Below are 18503 nucleotides of genomic sequence, written 5' to 3'. Positions count from 1 at the left end.
TGACGGCCCGGGCGGCCGCGGCGGCCGGGGCGGAGCGGGGACGCCCCGGTCACGCCGGGTCCTCGTCCGCGGCGTCCTGCTCCCGGTCGGCGCGGGCCGCGGTGCGGGTGCGCCGCTCGCGCACCTGCGTCGCGACCGCCAGTACCGCGAGGGCGAATCCCAGGGCCTGCGCGAGCTCGGGTTCGACAACGGCCAGCACGAGCGCCGCGACGGCCGCCACGGCCACGGCCAGCGCGCTCACCACAGCGGTGACGCGGGCGCGGCGGTCGCCGCGCTGCGAGTTCGTCCCCATGACCATCGGTCCCTTCGTCGTGGCGGGTCGTGCTCCCGACGATCCCGGCAGGCGGGGCCCGGCAGGCGGTTTCCGGATCGTCCCGGACGGATCCGGACGGATCCTGCGATTGCCGTATCCGTGCGGCCCTGCTGCGGGAGAATCGGGGGCCCCGGCGCTGACAGGAAGGGGCCGCGACATGCGGGACCGGAGCCGTGGCGTGGACGCCAAGTCCAACTTCATCGGAATGCTGCGCGAGTTGAAGGACATGGCCGGATTCCGTACGACGGATGAGCTCTACAGGGCGATCCAGGCCGACGCGGCCACAGCGGTGGCGATCTCGCGCACCACCTTCTACGACGCCTACGCCGGCAAGCCCGCCAAGTTCCCGGAGTGGGACGGGTTCTGCCGCCCCCTCATCACCGCGTGTCTCAAACGGGCGGCGGCTCCGGGATCACCCGCCCGCGCGAACGCGATCGCCGACCTGGGCAGCGTGGAGGTCTGGCGCAGGCTGCACCACCGCGCCGAACGCGGCGAGGTGGTCGACCTGCCGTTCACGATGCCGAGCCCTCCCGACAAGGGCCCGTCCCCCACCGCGGAGGCGGTGTCCGCGAAGGCGGAGAGGGAGCGGATGCGGTCCGAGATCCTGGGGCGTGCGGGAGTCGTGGAGACCTTGCGCTCCCTCTACCCCCGGCACCCCCTGATCGAGCTGTGGGGCCAGACCATGCCGATCTGCGCCTACCCGGCGGCTCCGACCACGGACCTGGAGACCGTGCTCGGCCGCCTCCACGGCTCGCAGCTGCCGGAGTGGGCCGAGTACGACGGGGAGTTCGACCCCGGCGAAGGCCGTGAGGCGTTCGACCGGTACGTGGGGAGGTACCAGGCCGGCACGGACGCCGAACGCCGGTCGTTCTTTCCCGGTTCCACGTACGCACTGCACGAACTGCGCCTGGGCGGAGAGCGCGGCCCCCGGCTCGACTGCAAACTCGGCCGCTACTTCACCTCGCTCGCCACGTCCGAGGACCTCGACGCGGAACTGATGGCCGCGCTCGCCGAGGACCCCGGCAGGCCGGTGCCCCTGGAGCGGCTGGACAGGCGGCGATGGCTGCACGACCGCGTCGGCGACCCCGTGACCGACGGACGGCATCACGCCGCCGCCGTCTCCCACGGCACCGTCGTGATGCTGGCGGCAGGCGGAGGGTCGTACGACGTGCTCCTGCCCCACCGGTCCCAGCACGTCGCCACACACAGCCACTTCAACCACATCGCCCCCTCCGGCATCTTCGCGCCCCAGACGGAGGAGCCCTTTCCGTCCGAGACGGAATTCTCGGTGGAACGCAACTTCTACCGGGAATGGGTCGAGGAGATCTACGCTGCCGACGAGCACGAGCGTCCCCGGTTCGTGGGCCCACCGGATCCGGCCGCGGAACCGGAAGTGCTGCGCCTCAAATCCATGCTCGGCGCGACGGCGCAGCTGTACTACACCGGGGTCTCGGTGAACCTGCTGACGCTGCGGCCCGAGATCTGCCTGCTCCTCGTCATCGACGACGTGGACTGGCTGCGGCAGGAACTGCGGCAGCGCCGGCCCTTCCGGTTCGGCTGGGAGTACGCGCAGACGCCGCAGGCGGTGCGGCACCGCTCCACCAGCCAGCCGGGCCACTGGAGCCTGCGGCTCGACGCCGACCTGCGCCCGGCGAACGGGCGACAGCTGCATCCGAGCTACCTCGTACCGAATGCCGCGGCCGCCCTCGACCTCGCCGTCAAGGCACTCGCCACCGTCACGGGCCGGCGCGGGCCGGGGCGCTGACAGGCATGGGTGCGGCGTTCCTGGGGAGGCGCACTCCAGGAAGGCGGTGAGCGTCCATGGCGCGGGTGGCGGTGGAAGGGGGCGAGGTCGTCGTACGGCTGGGGGTGCGGGAGGGGCTGGCGGCGCGGCGGCGGCAGGTGCGCGTACCCGTGTCGTCGCTGCGTGAGGTGCGCGTCGAGCGGAGCTGGTGGCGGGTGCTGCGCGGCCGGCCCGGTTCGGGCCGGTGGTCCCCGGGCCGGTGCAGCGGGGTCCGGGACAGGCCCGCCGGGGAGGACTTCGTCGCGGTGAGGGCCGAGAGCACCGTGCTCTGCCTGGAACTGGCCGGCGGGGCGCCCTTCGGCCGGATCGCCGTCTCCGTCGACGATCCGGAGCGGGCCGAGCGCGAGGTGCGTGCGGCCATGGCGTCCGGGGATGCCGCTCCAGGGCAGCCGGAGCGGGCGCCGCGCGAGGAGGAGATCCCCTAGCGGGAACGCGTTTGGGCCGCGGCGCAGGGGTAGGCGCAGTACAGGGACCGGTACGCACGGAAGGGGTGTGAACGGTCATGGGTGGCGAGAGGGGCAGCAGGGGCACCGGGCCGGAGCGGATCCGCGGGCGGTCGCCGGATCCGGGCCGGACGAGGACGGGCGGTCGGCCGCGCACCCCGGACGAGGTCGCGCACGAGCGGGGCCGGGAGGACGCGACGATGCGGGATGTGATGCGGGACCTGGGCGAGCGGGACCTGGACGACATGCGGGACGACCGCTGACGGCCACGACCACTGACCGGCCACGACCGCCGACCGGCTGCAACCACTGACCCTGCCTGCCCGGCCGGGCAGGCAGGCGGGCAGGCGGGCAGGCGTCAGCAGATGCGCGGCAGCTGCTCGCCGATCGGGAGGTCGACCACGCGTGTGCCGCCGAGGGCGGTACGCGCCACGACCATGCCGGGGTGGGCGTCCACGGCCTCGCCGATGACGGTCGCGCCGCGGCCCAGCGGGTGGGCGCGCATCGCGTCCAGTACGGCCTCGGCGTGCTCGCGCGGCACGAAGGCCACCAGCTTGCCCTCGTTCGCCACGTACAGCGGGTCCAGTCCGAGGATCGCGCACGCGTTGGCGACGGCCGCGGGCACGGGGACGCTGCGCTCCTGGATGACCACACCGGTGCCCGAGGCGGCCGCGATCTCGTTCAGGGCGGCGGCGAGGCCGCCCCGGGTGGGGTCGCGCAGGACGTGCAGGTCGGGGGTGACGGCGAGCATGCTCTGCACGAGGCCGCCGAGGGCGGCGCAGTCGCTCTCGACGTCCACGCCGAACTCCAGGCCCTCCCGGACACTCATGATCGCCACTCCGTGGAGCCCGATCTCGCCGCTGACGATCACGACGTCACCCGGGACGACCCGCTGCGGGCGCAGGTCCACCCCGTCGGGGATGACCCCGATGCCCGCGGTGTTGATGTAGACGCCGTCTCCGTGGCCGGCCTCGACGACCTTGGTGTCGCCGGTGGCGATCTCCACGCCCGCCGTCCGTGCGGCGGCGCCCATGGCCTCGGCCACGCGCGCCAGCACCGACATCTCGATGCCCTCCTCCAGGATGAACCCGCAGGACAGGTACGCCGCGCGCGCTCCGCTCATGGCGAGGTCGTTCACGGTGCCGTTGACCGCGAGGTCGCCGATGCCGCCGCCCGGGAAGAACAGCGGCCGCACCACGTAGGAGTCGGTGGAGAAGGCCAGCCGGACGCCCCCGAGGGAGACGGCCGCCGAGTCGCCGAGCCCGGCCAGCACGTCACCGCCGAAGGCGGGGGCGAAGAGGTGCTCGACCAGCTCGGCGGAGAGCGCGCCACCGCCGCCGTGGCCCATCACCACGCGCGGGCGGTCGCGCAGCGGGGCCGGGCAGGTCCAGCCCGTGATGTCGAGGGTGGTACCGGCGTCAGACAACGGGGCTCGCCTCCAGCGGGGTGGTCGCGGCGGCGGGGACGGTCCCCAGGTCGAGCCGCCGGTAGAGGTAGTACGCGGCGCAGGCCCCCTCGCTGGAGACCATGGTGGCGCCGAGCGGGCTGCGCGGGGTGCACAGGGTGCCGAAGGCCTCGCACTCGTGCGGCTTCAGCAGCCCCTGGAGCACCTCGCCGCTGCGGCACTCGGCCGGCTCCCGGGTGTTGATCCCGGTGACCGAGAAGCGGTGCTCGGCGTCGAAGTCGCGGTAGCGGGCGGAGAGCCGCCACCCGCTGTCCGGGATCACGCCGATGCCGCGCCAGGCCCGGTCGGTGACCTCGAAGACGTCCTCCAGCATGGCGAGGGCCGCCGGGTTGCCCTCCGGCCGGACGGCCCGCGCGTAGGCGTTGTCGACGGTGTGCTCGCCGCGCTCCAGCTGCCGCACGGCCCGGCGTACGCCTTCCAGGATGTCCAGCGGCTCGAAGCCCGTCACCACGATGGGTACGCGGTGGCGCGCGGCCAGCTCCGGGTACTCGCTCACGCCCATCACGCTGCACACGTGCCCGGCGGCCAGGAAGCCCTGGACGCGGCAGCTCGGCGACTGCATGATCGCCTCGATCGCCGGGGGCACCCGGACGTGGGACACCAGCAGGCTGAAGTTGCGGATGCCGAGCTTCTTGGCCTGGTGGACCGTCATGGCGTTGGGCGGGGCGGTGGTCTCGAAGCCGATGCCGAAGAACACCACCTGGCGCTGCGGGTTCTCCTGGGCGACGCGCAGGGCGTCGAGCGGGGAGTAGACGACGCGTACGTCACCGCCCTCGCTGCGCACCTGGAACAGGTCGCGGCCGGTGCCGGGCACCCTCAGCATGTCCCCGAAGGAGCAGAAGATCACATCGGGGCGGGAGGCGATCTCCAGGGCCTTGTCGATGACCTCCAGCGGGGTGACGCACACCGGACAGCCCGGGCCGTGAATCAACTCGACCTGGTCCGGGAGCAGTTGGTCGATGCCGTGCCGGATGATGGTGTGGGTCTGGCCGCCGCACACCTCCATGAGGGCCCAGGGGCGGGTCACGGTGGCGTGGATGTCGTCGAGCAGCCGGCGCGCGAGGGCCGGGTCCTGGAACTCTTCGATGTACTTCACGGCCGGCCTTCTTCCTGGACGTGCTGGGGTGCGGCGACCTCTCCGGAGGCGGGCCCGTCGGCGAACGGCCAGGGGGAGTCGGCGCCGGCCTGGGCGGCCGCCTGCTCCCACGGGTCGCCGAACTCCTCCTGGAGCATGCCGAGTTCCTCGAAGAGGGCGAGGGTCTGCCGGGCCGACTCCTCGTCGAGGCGCTGGAGGGCGAATCCCACGTGGACGATGGCGTACTCCCCCACCCGGAGGTCCGGCAGGTACTCCAGGCACACCTCCTTCTGCACGCCGCCGAAGTCGACGGTAGCCATGCGGGTGCCGTCCTTCTCCCCGATGTCAAGCACTCTGCCGGGTACCGCCAGGCACATGGGCTTCTCCTCGCTGTGGGTGGTGCGGGTGCTGTTCGGGGGTGGCGGCGGCCGCCACCATGAGCTGGCCCAGGGACAGCCCGCCGTCGTTCGGGGGGACCCGTCCGTGCCGCAGGACGGTGAAACCGCGGGCCCGCAGGGCGCGGGCGCACCCGGTGGACAGCAGGGTGTTGGCGAAGACGCCGCCGGTCAGCGCGACCGTGTCCAGGCCGTGCCGCTCGCGCGCGAGCACGCAGAGCTCGGCGACGAGGGCGGTCACACCGGCGTGGAAGCCGGCGGCGATCAGCCCCGGGTCCGTGCCCGCGCGTACGTCGGCCACCACGGCCGTCAGCAGCGGCGCCGGGTCGGCGACCACCGGGCCGGCGCCGGGAGCGCCGGGGGGCTCCGGGAGGCTCAGCGCGAAGGTGTAGCCGGGGCGGGCCGCGCCCGCGCCGAGGGCCGCGGCCTCCAGCTCGATCGCGGCCTGGGCCTCGTAGCCGGCGTGGTGGCAGACGCCGGCCAGCGAGGAGACGGCGTCGAAGAGCCGCCCCATGCTGGAGGTCGGCACGCAGTTCAGGCCGCGCTCCAGCTGGCGTTCCAGTACGCGCAGTTCGTCGGGCGGGCAGGCGGCGACGCACGGCAGGTCCGGGGTGCGGGCCAGGCCCGCGGCCCGCAGGTGCGCCAGGGCCATCCGGTACGGCCGGTGCACGGCCGCGTCCCCGCCGGGCAGCGGCACGTAGCCGAGGTGGGCGAAGCGGGTGTAGCCGGCGTAGTCGGCGATGAGGACCTCGCCGCCCCACACGGCGCCGTCGTCGCCGTAGCCGGTGCCGTCGAAGGCGACGCCGATCACCGGCCGTCCGCCGTCGAGGCCGTGTTCCGCGAGGGCGGAGGCGATGTGCGCGTGGTGGTGCTGCACGTGGACGAGCGGGCGGGTTCCGGCGGTGCGCCGCGCCCACCGGGCGGAGCGGTAGCCCGGGTGCCGGTCCGCCGCGAGGAGTGCGGGGCGGACGCCGGTGATGGACTCCAGCTGCTGCTCGGCGCGTTCGAGGGCGTTCTGGGTGGCGAGGTCGTCCATGTCGCCGATGTGGGCGGACAGCCAGGCGCGGCGCCCCTCGCCGAGGCAGAAGGTGTTCTTCAGGTCGCCCCCGGCGGCGAGGGTCGCGGGGACCGGCACCGGCAGGGTCACCGGGAGCGGGGCGTAGCCGCGGGCGCGCCGTACGGTCAGCGTCTCGCCGTCGCAGACCCGCACGACGGAGTCGTCGCAGGGCACGTGGATGGGGCGGTCGTGGGTGAGCCAGGCGTCGGCGAGGCCCGCGAGCCGTTCCAGGGCCTCCTCGTCGTCGGTGACGATGGGCTCTCCGGAGAGGTTCCCGCTGGTCATGACGAGCAGGCGGGGGCCCGGCGGGTCGCCGGGCAGGCCGAGCAGCAGGTGGTGGACCGGGGTGTACGGGAGCATCACGCCGAGGTCGGGGCAGCGCGGGGCGACCCCTTCGGCGAGTGGCCCCGGCGCCGCGCCGTCGCAATCCCCGCGGTCGCAATCCGCGGCGCTGCGGCGGCGCAGCAACACGACGGGCCGTACTCCGCCCTCCAGCAGGGCGCGTTCCTCGGGGCCGATGTGCGCGTACCGTTCGGCGTCGCGGACGTCCCGGGCCATCAGGGCGAAGGGCTTGTCGCCGCGCGCCTTGCGGCGCCGCAGCTCGGCCACGGCGCCCGGGTGGGTGGCGTCGCAGGCGAGGTGGTAGCCGCCGAGGCCCTTGACGGCGAGGATCGCCCCGGCCGCCAGCAGCCGGCGGGCTCCGGCGATCGGGTCCCCGTCGGGGGTCTCGCAGGGGGGCCGCCCGGCCCTCCCGGTGAGCAGGGTCAGGCGGGGGCCGCAGGCAGGACAGGCGACCGGCTGGGCGTGGAAGCGGCGGTCGGCGGGATCGCCGTACTCGCGGGCGCAGTCGGGGCACAGGGGGAAGCGGGCCATGGTGGTGTGGGCGCGGTCGTAGGGCAGCCCGGTGACGATGGTGAACCGCGGCCCGCAGTGCGTGCAGGTGATGAAGGGGTGCCGGTGGCGCCGGTCGGCCGGGTCCGCGAGCTCGGCGAGACAGTCGGCGCAGGTGGCCACGTCCGGGGAGACGAGCGTTCGTGCGGGGCCGCCGGTGCGGGAGGCGATGATGGTGAATCCCGCGCCGCCCGCGACGGGGACCTCGTGGTGGTCGACGGCGTCCACGACGGCCAGCGGGGGCGCGTCCGCCGCGAGGTGCTCGCAGAACCGCGAGACGGCGGCCGGGGCGCCCTCGACCTCGGCGACGACGCCCTCGGGGGTGTTGGTGACGTGCCCGGCGAGGCCGAGCCCGGTCGCGCGCGTGTAGAGGTAGGGGCGGAAGCCGACGCCCTGGACCACGCCGCGGACGGTGACGCGGCGGCGCTGGACCGCCTCCATCAGCGGGGCTGCGCGGCGGGCCGGACGAGCGGCTGCGAGTGGCCGGGGCCGTGGTCGTCGTCGTGACCGGGACCGGGACCGGGACCGGGACCGGGACCGGGGCCTTGGTCGTGGCCGGGGCCGTGCTCGGGCCCGTGGGAGTGGCCGGCGCCGTGGTGGTGGTGATGGTGGTCGGCCCCGTGGTCATGCCCGTGCCCGTGACCGTGCAGGTGTCCGTGGTCGTGTCCGTGGTCGTGTCCGTGGTCGTGGCCCTGCGCCCGCTGCCGGCCCGCCATCACCGGGGTGTGCGTCCCGGTCCCGTCCCCGGCGGCCAGCGCCCGGTCGAGCAGGAGCCCGAGGCCCTCGCCCCTGCGGGCCGAGGTCATGACGATCTCCACACCCGGGTTGACCCGTTCGACGTTGGCGCGGAAGGCGGCCTCGTCGAACTCGACGGCCTGCGCGATGTCGGTCTTGGTGACGACCACCAGTTGCGCCAGCCCGAAGGCGGTCGGGTACTTCAGGGGCTTGTCCTCGCCCTCGGTCACCGAGGCGAGCACCACCCGCAGCGACTCCCCCAGGTCGTAGCTCGCCGGGCAGACCAGGTTCCCCACGTTCTCCACGAAGAGGACGCGGGTGTCCTCGGGCAGCCAGCCGTCCAGGTGCCGGCCGAGCATCCCGGCCTCCAGGTGGCACAGCCCGTCCGTGAGGACCTGCTTGACCGGTACTCCCGAACGGGCCAGCCGCAGCGCGTCGTTCTCGGTGGCCAGGTCCGCGGTCAGCGCGGCGACCGCCACCCCCCGCTCCCGGGCGAGGAGCAGTTCGCGCTCCAGGAGCGCCGTCTTGCCGCTGCCGGGGCTGGAGAGCAGGTTGACCACCGTCGTACCGCGGGCGGTGAGTCCGGTGCGCAGGGCCTGGGCGGCGTCGTCGTTCTTGGCGAGTACCGCCTGCCGCAGATCGACCACTCGGCACATGGTTCAGGCCTCCTCGGGAATCGGTTCGCGGGTACGGGCACCGGCGGGGCCGTCCTCCCAGCGGACGCTGAGGATCTCCAGCTCGCGGCCCGACAGCAGTTCCACGTCCGTGGCCCTGCCGCATCCGGGGCAGCACAGCTCGGGGGGCATCCCCACGGCCCAGGTGCCGGGGCAGGTGCCGCAGCGGGCGCGGGCCGGCACGGGTTCGGTGACGAGCTCGGCGCCGTCGAGGACCGTTCCGGCGCAGGCCAGTTCGAAGCAGAAGGCCAGAGCGTCGGGCACCACCCCCGCCAGCTCGCCCACCCGCAGCCGTACGGACGTGACGCTCCGCGCGCCGGCCGCCCCGGCGGCTTCCTCCACCTGGCCCACGACGGCCATGGCGATCGACATCTCGTGCATCGGACTCCGTCCTGCCGGGGCTCATTACACCGGCGGGACGGGGGCGCGGCGGGCGGGCACGCCGGTGCGCCGCACCCCCCGTACGCCGTTCGGCGGGGGGGCGCGGCGGCAGCGGTGTCACATGCTGCGCATGCGCAGGTAGCGCCTGAGGTCGGGAAGGACCTGGAGTACGACGGCGGCGAGGGCGGCGAGAGCGGCCCCGCTGATGACGGCCTTCTTCATGGGGTTCTCCTCAGTTCACGGCGGGGTGCGCCGGCTTCGTCGGGAGCCGGACGGTCGAGCAGGTCGAGGGCCGTGCGGACGGCCTCCGGTACCGCGGCGGCCACGGGCGCGCTCAGTCCGATGCCCTCCTCGACGCAGGCCGGTTCGCAGCCGAGGACCAGCGTGCGCCGCGGAGGGGTGGCGCCGGTTCCGGCGCACAGGGCGCCCAGCAGGGCGAGGACGGTGTCGGGCGACATGTGGTGGCCGTCGAGTACGGGCCCTTCGCCGGGGCCCGCGGCCTGCGTTCCGGCTCCCGCAGCCGCAGCCGTATCAGCGCCCGCCGCCGCCTCCGCCTCCGGCTCGATGAGGTAGAGCGTGCCCGGTGCGCCGCCGCGGGCGGTGGCGTCGACCAGCACGAGCGTGTCGTAGCCGTCGAGGAGCTGGTAGGCGAGGTGGACCCCGCGCACGCCGAAGTCGACCACCTCGACCCCGTCGGGCAGCGGGTGCGCGGACAGGGCCCGCACGGTCTCCACACCGAAGCCGTCGTCGCCGAGGAAGACGTTGCCGATGCCCGCGATCAGGACCTTGGGGCTCACGCGTCCTCCAGCAGGGTGACCTCGTCGGGCTGGAAGTACAGGAAGCGGCCCTGTTCGCGGCGGATGTCCGCGCCGGGGTCGTCCTCCACGGTGACGGCGAGATGCACTCCCCCGTCGACGTCGTGCAGGACCGCCTCGACCTGTGCGGCGCGGCCGTGCAGGAAGAGGTCCTGGGCATCGGTGCGGCGCGGTCCGGGGCGGAGCAGGACGCGGCTGCCGGGGCCGACGGGGGCGCCGTCGACGGTGACGCGGTCGCGGGCCGGGTCGACGGCGCCGGCCCCGGCCGGGTCCCACCAGGGGGTGTCCGGCCTGAACACCGCTTCCTCGTCGGGGATCTCCGGGATCCGCTCCGGTCCGTCCGGACCGGTGACCTCCCGCAGGGAGCGCACCGCGCCGTGCAGCCGCTCCAGGACCTCGGGGGGCAGGGAGTCGGCGAGGTCGATGACGGCGGCCGCCCGGGCGTCGGTGCCGCGCGCCTCGCGCTTCTCCTGGTCGGTCAGGGCGGCCGTGCGCAGGGCGAGGATCTCGTCGATCTCGGTGGCGTCGTACATGGCGCCCGCGCTCTCGGGGGCGATGGCCGGGTGGTCCTCCAGGATGATCGGGGAGGACAGGACCACGTCGGCGCGGCCCTCCCCGCCCGCGAGCACCGGCCAGGTGTGGCGGTTGTCGCAGGCGGCGACGGCTTCCCTGGCCCATTCGGGCGGGTCGGTCATCGACAGGAAGGAACCGGAGTCGAGGCCGAGCAGCAGGTGGGCGGCGACCAGCGAGCGGGGCAGGGCCGCCTCCCGGTCGGCGCCGGCTCCGGCCGCGGGGGTCCACGCGCTGGTGTTCTCCACGACGGCCGTGAGCCGGAACACCCGGTAGGCGCCGTCGAGTTCGACGGCGCGCAGCCGCAGGACGCCCTCGACGGCCTCGGTGCGCCGCACCAGGCGGCCCGCCGTCCGGCCGTCGGCGTCGAGGACGGTCTCGGTGTCGTCGCGGGCGGGGCGGGTGAACGGCACGCTGATGCCCTCTCCCGCCAGCCCGCTCACGGGGACGGCCAGTTCGACGTGTTCCTCGGTCCCCTCGTCCCAGGGGACGAGGACCCGGTCGGCCAGGTGCAGTTCGTCGACGTCGGCGAAACCGCCGCCGTCCAGGGCCTGCTGGACCGTGCGCCGCTGCGCGTGCAGGAACCGCAGCTCCAGGGCGAGCGTCGCGTCGCCCTTGGGCTCCATCAGGACCTCGGTCCGCTGGAAGGCGTGCTCGCCGTGGTCCGGGCCCCAGGCCGGGGGTACGAGGACCCCGAACTGCCAGCGCATCCGGTTCTTGGCGGCGGAGGCCCGGTAGGGGTAGAGCACGTACCCCTCCAGCAGGACCGCGTCGGCCACCTGCCGGGCGGCGGCGAAGCGGGGGTCCGCGGTGGTGGTCGTGGTCACGGGGCGGTCCTCCCGGTCAGGCGCGGGCGCAGCGCACCGAGGCGGACGGCCCCGGGCGGGGGCGGCTGCTCGGGATCCACCGCGTCCAGCAGGGAGCGTACGGTCGCCTCCCAGGAGCCGAGGGCGTGGCGGGAGCGGTGGGCGAGCAGCTCGTCCATGGTGTCGCGGGGCAGCCGGAGCCAGCCGCAGCCGGGGAAGTGCTGCTCGACCATCTCGCGCCAGACGGCCACGGGCATCCGGTACGCGGCTTCGCGGTCCCAGGGCACCGGCTCGACCCGGAAGCCGGCGTCGCCGGTGAAGGCGGTGCCGGAGAACAGCATCAGCAGCGGGACTTCGCCGTCCTGGAGGGCTTCGAAGTACCGGGTGGCGGCGATGTCCATGTCGTAGGTGCAGGGCACGGTGAGGTCTGTCTCGGTCTCCCCGGTGAAGCCGGGCACCATGACCGACACCTGGGCGAACTGCACGGGCTGGAGCGTGGTGCCCCAGCGGGAGCGTTCGCCGAACAGGTCGGTGAGTCCCTCCGCCTCGGCGGGGCCGTAGCCGCGCCGGGCCGGTTCGATGCGGATCTGGCAGCGCAGGGCGAGGGCGTGCACGCGGGTGTCCGGGTCGGCGGTGACGCGCAGGCGGAAGACGAGGGTGGGGCCGGCGGCGTACGGGTCGGCGCGCACGCCGGTGCAGGTGAAGCCGAAGTGCGTCATGACCGCTCCCCCGCGGGGGCTGCGGGGGCCACCGGCCTGGCCCGCCGTTCGACGTCGTCGAAGAAGGCACCGAGGGCGGCCCGGGCCTCGGCCCCGCCGTCGAAGCCCTGCCACAGCATCCGCATCCGGCCGACCAGTTCGTAGCAGACGTCGATCGGCACGAGGTAGCAGCCGGAGCGGCCTTCCCAGCGGTGCACGAGCAGGGCTTCCGTGTCGGGTTCGAGCAGGGCGGCCAGCGGGCCGCCGTCGAGGACCTGCTGCCAGGTCTGCGGATCGAGTTCGCTCTCGGTCGCGCCGGCCGGGCTGGGGTAGAGGGCGACCAGCCGGTCCAGGGCGGCGTTGCGGAAGAAGAAGGCGACGCCGACGGGGATCTGGAGCCGTTCCCACACCCCGTCGTCGAGCCGGTGCTCCGGGTCGGTCAGGTAGCGGTCGGGGACGGCCCGGTAGCGGCCGGTCCGGGTGCCGGGCCGGTCGAACAGCAGCGAGCAGGCGGTGCAGGCGCAGACCAGGGTCCGCTTCTCGGTCTCCACCAGGTGGCGGTGCCCGTCCGGGGGCACCGCCACCCCGCACAGCTCGCAGGTCTCGGGGCGGGGCGGGCGCGGGCCGGCGAACCGGCGCAGCCCGCGCGGGCCCGGGCGCAGGGCGGGCCCGGTCACGGAACCCGTGCCGGGCTGTGCGGCCGGGTGCCGATCTGCAGGAGCGCGGGCTGCGGGGCCGGGGCGGGCTCCATCTCCACGCTCGTGACCTCGGGGGCGAAGCAGGTCAGGACGTCCTCCAGGGTCCGCCGCCCGGCCTCCTCGCCGCCGGGGCCGCAGCCGCAGCCGGTGGGGGCTGCCGCGGGGCGCAGCCGCAGGACTCCGGTGGCCTCGTCGAAGCCGAGCAGTTCCACCGGGTCGGCCGCGCCGGCCAGGGCGCGGGCGATCCGGGTGCGGACGTCCTCGGGGTGCAGGCCGTGCAGGGTCAGCAGGCTCGCCACGAGCTCGTCGTCCGCGGCCGCGGCCAGCGGGCCGCCGCCCAGCTTCTCGGCGATCCGGGCGAGCCCGGCGCCGTAGAACTCCATGAGCACGCGCACCAGTTCCTCGGCAGCCGCGCACGCCTCGCGGTCCCCGGTGGCGGCCAGCCGATCGAGGACCTCCTCGACGCGGCGGCCCGCCTCCCGGGCGTCGACGGCGGCGCTCATCCGCCCAGTCCGCTCAGGCCGGTGGGCACGTGCATCGTCTTGACGGTCTTGCCGCCGCCGACGTACATGTGGACGCCGCAGGGCAGGCAGGGGTCGAAGCTGCGCACGGCGCGCATGATGTCGATGCCCTTGAAGTTCTCCGGGGTGTTCTCCTCGAAGATCGGGGTGTTCTGCACGGCGTCCTCGTACGGTCCGGGCGTGCCGAAGGTGTCGCGGGTGCTGGCGTTCCACGGCGTCGGCGGGTAGGGGTGGTAGTTGGCGATCTTGCCGTCGCGGATGACCATGTGGTGCGAGAGGACGCCCCGGACGGCCTCGGTGAAGCCGACGCCGATGGACTCGTCCGGCACCTCGAACTTCTCCCAGGTCTGCGTGCGTCCGGCGCGGACCTCGGCGAGGCCCTTCTCGGCGCAGTGCAGGGCGATGGCGGCCGCGTACGCCTGGAAGTAGGTGCGGGCGCGGTTGCGCTCCAGCGCGTTGGACCACTTCGGGATCTTCCATTCGAAGCGGGTCTCGGGCTTGGTCATCGTGCGGGGCAGGTTGATGACGACGCTGTGCCCGGTGGACTTGACGTAGCCGACGTCGACGAGGCCGGACAGGGCCGTGGACCACAGGCGGGCGATGGGGCCGCCGCCGGTGTCGAGGGCGAGGTGGTCCTTGCCGTCGAACCAGCGGGGCGACATCACCCAGCTGTACTTGTCGTCGAAGTTGCGCTTCTGCGGGGCCGGGATCGTGTGCTGGTTCCACGGGTGGCGGGGGTCGACCGGGTTGCCGAGCGGGTCGTGCGTGACGAACTGCTCCTGGCCCTGCCAGTCGTCGTAGTACGAGCTGCCGAGCAGGATGCGGATGCCGAGGTTGATCTCGGTGAGGTCGTTGGTGACGAGTTTGCCGTCCACGACGACGCCCGGGGTGACGAACATCTTCCGTCCCCAGTCGGTCATGTTGGCGTAGGTGAAGTCGCAGTGCTCGGGGTCGTTGAGCGCGCCCCAGCAGCCCAGCAGCACCCGGCGGCGGCCGACCTCCTCGTAGCCGGGCAGGGCCTCGTAGAAGAAGTCGAAGAGGTCGTCGTGGAGCGGGACGACGCGCTTCATGAACTCGACGTACCGCATGAGCCGGCTCATGTAGTCCGTGAAGAGCTGGACGGAGGCGACCGTGCCGACGCCACCCGGGTAGAGCGTGGAGGGGTGCACGTGGCGCCCCTCCATCAGACAGAACATCTCGCGCGTGTAGCGGCTGACCTGGAGGGCCTCGCGGTAGAACTCGCCCTCGATGGGGTTGAGGGAGCGCATGATGTCGGCGATGGTGCGGTAGCCGTGCTCGCCGGCGTGCGGGGCCTCGGTGCGCTCGGCCAGTTCCAGGACGCCCGGGTTGGTCTCGCGGACCATCTTCTCGCAGTAGTCGACCCCGACCAGGTTCTCCTGGAAGATGTTGTGGTCGAACATGTACTCCGCGGACTCGCCCAGGTTGATGATCCACTCGCCGAGGTGCGGCGGCTTCACCCCGTAGGCCATGTTCTGCGCGTAGACGGAGCAGGTGGCGTGGTTGTCGCCGCAGATCCCGCAGATGCGGCTGGTGATGAAGTGCGCGTCGCGGGGGTCCTTGCCGCGCATGAAGACGCTGTAGCCGCGGAAGACCGACGAGGTGCTGTAGCACTCCGCGACGCGCTTCTGCTTGAAGTCGATCTTCGTGTGGATGCCGAGGCTGCCGACGATCCGGGTGATCGGATCCCAGGCCATCTCCACCAGGCCGCTGCCGTCTCCGGCCGCCTTCGTGTTCGGTGCCATCGTGTCTGCCGTGACCCTTCTTCGGTGCGTGCGGGGCGTTGTCTGCGGGAGGGGGCGGGAGGGGCGGGCCGTCACCAGGGCGGGCGGTAGCCCGTGGTCAGGCTGCGGCCGGCGCGCCGCCACTTCGGCTCCTCGTCCACGGTGTGGGCGGTGACCGAGCGGAGCTTGCGGATCAGCGCCCCGTACGCCCCGCTCGCGGTGACGGAGACCCTCGCGCCGGGAGGCTCGTCCATGAAGGGCATGAACTTGTCGGGGAAGCCGGGCATGGTGCAGGCGATGCAGATGCCGCCGACGTTGGGGCAGCCGCCGATGCCGTTCATCCAGCCGCGCTTGGGGACGTTGCACTTCACGACGGGACCCCAGCAGCCCAGCTTGACCATGCACTTCGGGGAGTCGTAGGTCTCGGCGAACTGGCCCTGCTCGTAGTAGCCGGCGCGGTCGCAGCCCTCGTGCACGGTCGCGCCGAACAGCCAGGTGGGGCGCAGCTTGTCGTCGAGGGGGATCATCGGGGCCGAACCGGCCGCCTGGTAGAGCAGGTAGGTCAGGGTCTCCGAGAAGTTGTCCGGCTGGATCGGACAGCCGGGCACGCACACGATGGGGATGCCGGCCTGCGACTTCCAGTCCCAGCCCAGGTAGTCGGGCACGCCCATGGCGCCCGTCGGATTGCCCTCCATCGCGTGGATGCCGCCGTAGGTGGCGCAGGTGCCGATGGCGACGACGGCGAGGGCCTTGGGGGCCAGCCGGTCGATCCACTCGCTGGTGGTGATGGGCTGGCCGGTCGCCGGGTCGTCGCCGAACCCGCACCAGTAGCCCTCGGGCTTGATCGACTCGTTGGGGATCGAGCCCTCGACGACGAGCACGAACGGGTCGATCTCGCCGCGCTCGCCCTTGAAGAACCACTCGATGAAGGTGTCCGCGCCGCCGACCGGGCCGCATTCGAAGTCGATCAGGGGCCAGTGCACGGCGATCTTGGGGAGACCGGGCAGGGTGCCGGTGACGATCTCCTCGATGCTCGGCTGCATCGCCGCCGTCAGGGACACGGAGTCGCCGTCGCAGCTGAGACCCGCGTTGATCCAGAGGATGTGGATCACGGGGTCTTCGACCGGGTCCTTCGTCACTGCGGCCATGCGCTGCCTCCTCGGGGAGGGATCAGGTGTGGGGGGTGGGGCGGCGGGGCGGTGCGCCTCGGCTCCACATTTCTTGCTAACAGGTGCCGGGGCCGGGTGCCGCGTCCGGTTCCGCCAGTCCAGTGACGCCGCGCCGGTCCGCGGCGGCCCGGGTGAGGTGGGGCGGGGTCGCCGCGGGGCGTTCCTTGCGGACGAACGCGCGGCGCAGGGCGTGGTAGGGGGCGTGCGGGTCGAAGAAGGTCCGCCGCATCCGGGCCAGCTCGGCCTCCCGGTGGGCGGCCAGCGGGCGCCGCGCCTCGTCGCGCTCGCGTGCGGCCTTCTTCGCCGCGATCCGGGAGTCGGTGGCGGGCAGGGCCGCGAGACGGACCGCGAGGCGCTGCGTCTCGCGGGAGAAGTCGCCGGGCGCGCAGGGGACCGTACGGTCGACGAGTCCGAGCCGGTGCGCGGCGGCGGCGCCCAGCGGCAGGGCCTCGGTGGTGAGGCGGTCCGCGAGGACGGGGCCGACGCGGCGGGGCAGGGTGTAGGTCCAGTACTCGGAGCCGTACAGCCCCATCAGGCGGTAGTGCGGGTTCAGGACGACGCCGGAGCGGCACCAGACCTCGTCGGCGGCGAGGGCGAGCATGGCGCCGCCGGCGGCGGCGTTGCCGCCGAGGGCGCTGACCACGAGGCGGTCGGTGGTCGTCAGCACCGCTTCGACCAGGTCGTCCATGGCGTTGATGTTGGCCCAGGACTCCTCGGCCGGATCCGCGGCGGCCTCGATGACGCCCAGGTGGATGCCGTTGGAGAAGAAGTCGCGGCCGCCGCCCAGGACCAGGACGGAGGTGGGGCGGGTGCAGGCGGTCCGGTACGCGTCCAGCAGCCGGCGGCAGTGCGCGGTGCTCATGGCTCCGCCGGGGAAGGAGAACGTCAGGAAGCCGGTCCGGCCCTGCTCGTGGTAGCCGATGTCGGACCAGGCGGGGCGGTACGGGCCGGCGTCGGGCGGTGCGGGCAGTTCCGGCAGCGGGGGCAGCGCAGGCAGTGCGGGCAGTCCGCCGGGCCGGTCCGCGAGGGCGAGCGTGGCGGGCAGCCGGGGGGTGGCGGGCCGGCCCGCCACCCGGGGGGCGCGCAGCTCCGGGATCCACACGGCCCCGTCGGCCGTGGCCCGGCAGACCGCGCCGGCCCGGGTGGCGAGGAGTTCGCCGGGGCGGCCGCGCAGGCCGTCCTCGCGGTGACCGCCGTGCAGGTACCAGTCGGCGCCGAGCAGGTGGTCGCGTACGCCGGGCCGGGAGTCGGCGGCGCGCAGGATCCGCAGGACGCGCTCGGTGCCGTCCCGCGTCCAGTCGATCCGGCGCTCGTCCTGGCGCACGGGTGGCCGGGCCCGGCCGGCGGTCTGGGGGCGCGGGACGTACGTACCGGAGGCGAAGCGCTCCACGGCGAGCAGGACGGCCTCCAGCGCGGCGTCGGCGATCTCGCCGCGGTAGAGGTCGCTCTTGCCGACGGGGGGCACCGGGCAGTCGGCGGCGGCCCAGACGTCCCCGGCGTCCATCTCGGCGTTGGCCTGCAGGACCGTGACCCCCCAACGGGTCTCGCCGTCCTGGACGGCGTGGTCGAGGGAGGAGGGGCCGCGGTCGCCGACCGGCCCCGGGTGGACGACGAGGCAGGTGTACGCGGCCCAGACGTCCTCGGGGAGGGCGGTGCGCAGCATCGGCGCGAGGACGAGGTCGGGCCGGTGGCGGCGCACGGTGTCGCCCAGGGCGACGCCGGGCAGGGCCAGTTCGACGGCCACCCGGTGGCCGTGGTCGCGCAGCTCGGCGTGCACTCGCTGGGTGAGGCTGTTGAACGCGCTCGCGACGAGCAGGACGTACACGTGGTCTCCCGGCGGCGGACCGGAGCCGCCGCGTCGCGGGGCCGGGCCTGTTCGGCGGCTGGTGACCGGAGCACGCCGGCCGCCTGCGATGCTCGTCCCCTCGGGGCGGGGGGCGGCCGAAGCGGAGCGGCGATGTCACCCGAAAGCGCCGACGGGCACGGCCGCTCGGCCCTACCTCTGCCCTGGCCGGGCGGTACGGCTGCCCTGGCCGGGCGGTACGGGATCCGGCTGCGGGGCCATGCCCTGGCCGGGGGGGATCCGGCATCGTGCGGGTGGGTCGCGGTGCGGTTCCCCTCGCGGGAGGCGGGGCGGGATGGGCTCGGTGGCGGCCGGGTCGCGGTGCCGCCGAGGGGTGTCTCCTCGGCTCGGCGCGTGCGGGCATGTCTCGGCTGTACCCGGTGGTTGCGCGCTCGTCCTGCGGGGACA

The 18503-nt window shown here is 74.1% G+C and carries 19 protein-coding genes; 3 read left to right on the top strand and 16 right to left on the bottom strand.

All coding sequences use genetic code 11. The annotated features are described in order from the left end of the window. Window positions 1-49 precede the first annotated feature (49 nt). On the bottom strand, window positions 50-292 hold the full coding sequence (locus AB0O53_RS12000) for a hypothetical protein (RefSeq protein ID WP_350992449.1): 243 nt from the start codon (window positions 290-292) through the stop codon (window positions 50-52). A 178-nt stretch (window positions 293-470) separates the two neighbouring features. Between AB0O53_RS12000 and AB0O53_RS11995 the strand changes: the two genes are divergently transcribed. From AB0O53_RS11995 to AB0O53_RS11985, 3 genes are all read left to right on the top strand, one after another. Then, entirely contained in the window at window positions 471-2078 is a 1608-nt protein-coding gene (locus tag AB0O53_RS11995; RefSeq protein WP_350992451.1) for a hypothetical protein, read from the top strand. Between the two features lie 56 nt (window positions 2079-2134). Next, window positions 2135-2542, top strand: coding sequence for a hypothetical protein (locus tag AB0O53_RS11990; protein WP_350992453.1), 408 nt, complete (start codon window positions 2135-2137; stop codon window positions 2540-2542). A 77-nt stretch (window positions 2543-2619) separates the two neighbouring features. Beyond that, complete coding sequence (locus AB0O53_RS11985; RefSeq protein ID WP_350992455.1) at window positions 2620-2823, top strand: hypothetical protein; 204 nt, start codon at window positions 2620-2622, stop codon at window positions 2821-2823. A gap of 95 nt (window positions 2824-2918) precedes the next feature. On the opposite strand, the gene hypE is transcribed toward AB0O53_RS11985, so the two are convergent. The 15 genes from hypE to AB0O53_RS11915 all read right to left on the bottom strand — a co-directional run bounded on the left by hypE (window position 2919) and on the right by AB0O53_RS11915 (window position 18077). Next, window positions 2919-3908 (bottom strand): hydrogenase expression/formation protein HypE, encoded by a 990-nt coding sequence (hypE, locus tag AB0O53_RS11980; RefSeq protein WP_350992664.1) that lies wholly within the window; start codon window positions 3906-3908, stop codon window positions 2919-2921. Window positions 3909-3978: 70 nt separating this feature from the next. Beyond that, window positions 3979-5121: a hydrogenase formation protein HypD gene (gene hypD / locus AB0O53_RS11975; protein WP_350992457.1), complete on the bottom strand. Its 1143-nt coding sequence runs from the start codon at window positions 5119-5121 to the stop codon at window positions 3979-3981. Beyond that, a complete protein-coding gene (locus tag AB0O53_RS11970) occupies window positions 5118-5477 on the bottom strand; it encodes a HypC/HybG/HupF family hydrogenase formation chaperone (RefSeq protein ID WP_365194881.1) in 360 nt (119 codons plus the stop codon). Before AB0O53_RS11970 ends, hypD begins: the two co-directional genes overlap by 4 nt. Further along, on the bottom strand, window positions 5446-7884 hold the full coding sequence (hypF, locus tag AB0O53_RS11965) for a carbamoyltransferase HypF (RefSeq protein ID WP_365194879.1): 2439 nt from the start codon (window positions 7882-7884) through the stop codon (window positions 5446-5448). Before hypF ends, AB0O53_RS11970 begins: the two co-directional genes overlap by 32 nt. Then, entirely contained in the window at window positions 7884-8834 is a 951-nt protein-coding gene (hypB, locus tag AB0O53_RS11960; protein ID WP_365194876.1) for a hydrogenase nickel incorporation protein HypB, read from the bottom strand. The genes hypF and hypB overlap by 1 nt, the downstream gene beginning before the upstream one ends. Window positions 8835-8837: 3 nt before the next feature. Further along, on the bottom strand, window positions 8838-9233 hold the full coding sequence (locus AB0O53_RS11955) for a hydrogenase maturation nickel metallochaperone HypA/HybF (protein WP_350992467.1): 396 nt from the start codon (window positions 9231-9233) through the stop codon (window positions 8838-8840). A 117-nt stretch (window positions 9234-9350) separates the two neighbouring features. After that, a complete protein-coding gene (locus AB0O53_RS38345; RefSeq protein ID WP_403137193.1) occupies window positions 9351-9455 on the bottom strand; it encodes a DUF6893 family small protein in 105 nt (34 codons plus the stop codon). After that, the gene (locus AB0O53_RS11950; protein WP_365194873.1) at window positions 9452-10030 is read right to left on the bottom strand and encodes a hydrogenase maturation protease; all 579 of its coding nucleotides are present in this window, start codon (window positions 10028-10030) and stop codon (window positions 9452-9454) included. Before AB0O53_RS11950 ends, AB0O53_RS38345 begins: the two co-directional genes overlap by 4 nt. Further along, window positions 10027-11445 carry a hypothetical protein gene (locus AB0O53_RS11945; protein ID WP_365194871.1) on the bottom strand — a complete coding sequence of 473 codons (1419 nt, stop codon included), beginning with the start codon at window positions 11443-11445 and terminating at the stop codon, window positions 10027-10029. The genes AB0O53_RS11950 and AB0O53_RS11945 overlap by 4 nt, the downstream gene beginning before the upstream one ends. Further along, complete coding sequence (locus AB0O53_RS11940) at window positions 11442-12143, bottom strand: DUF6084 family protein (RefSeq protein ID WP_365194868.1); 702 nt, start codon at window positions 12141-12143, stop codon at window positions 11442-11444. Before AB0O53_RS11940 ends, AB0O53_RS11945 begins: the two co-directional genes overlap by 4 nt. After that, window positions 12140-12799 (bottom strand): DUF5947 family protein, encoded by a 660-nt coding sequence (locus AB0O53_RS11935; RefSeq protein WP_350992475.1) that lies wholly within the window; start codon window positions 12797-12799, stop codon window positions 12140-12142. Before AB0O53_RS11935 ends, AB0O53_RS11940 begins: the two co-directional genes overlap by 4 nt. Next, on the bottom strand, window positions 12796-13323 hold the full coding sequence (locus AB0O53_RS11930) for a NifU-related iron-sulfur-binding protein (RefSeq protein WP_365194865.1): 528 nt from the start codon (window positions 13321-13323) through the stop codon (window positions 12796-12798). Before AB0O53_RS11930 ends, AB0O53_RS11935 begins: the two co-directional genes overlap by 4 nt. Further along, a complete protein-coding gene (locus AB0O53_RS11925; RefSeq protein ID WP_365194862.1) occupies window positions 13320-15104 on the bottom strand; it encodes a nickel-dependent hydrogenase large subunit in 1785 nt (594 codons plus the stop codon). The genes AB0O53_RS11930 and AB0O53_RS11925 overlap by 4 nt, the downstream gene beginning before the upstream one ends. A 71-nt stretch (window positions 15105-15175) precedes the next feature. Continuing rightward, on the bottom strand, window positions 15176-16231 hold the full coding sequence (locus AB0O53_RS11920; RefSeq protein ID WP_350992481.1) for an NADH-quinone oxidoreductase subunit B family protein: 1056 nt from the start codon (window positions 16229-16231) through the stop codon (window positions 15176-15178). Window positions 16232-16307: 76 nt separating this feature from the next. Then, window positions 16308-18077, bottom strand: coding sequence for an enoyl-CoA hydratase-related protein (locus AB0O53_RS11915; protein ID WP_365194859.1), 1770 nt, complete (start codon window positions 18075-18077; stop codon window positions 16308-16310). Window positions 18078-18503 lie beyond the last annotated feature (426 nt).

It is taken from the genome of Streptomyces erythrochromogenes, from assembly GCF_040684695.1.
GTDB classification, from domain to species: Bacteria; Actinomycetota; Actinomycetes; order Streptomycetales; family Streptomycetaceae; genus Streptomyces; species Streptomyces erythrochromogenes_C.
This window is presented reverse-complemented; position numbering and strand designations above follow the sequence as displayed.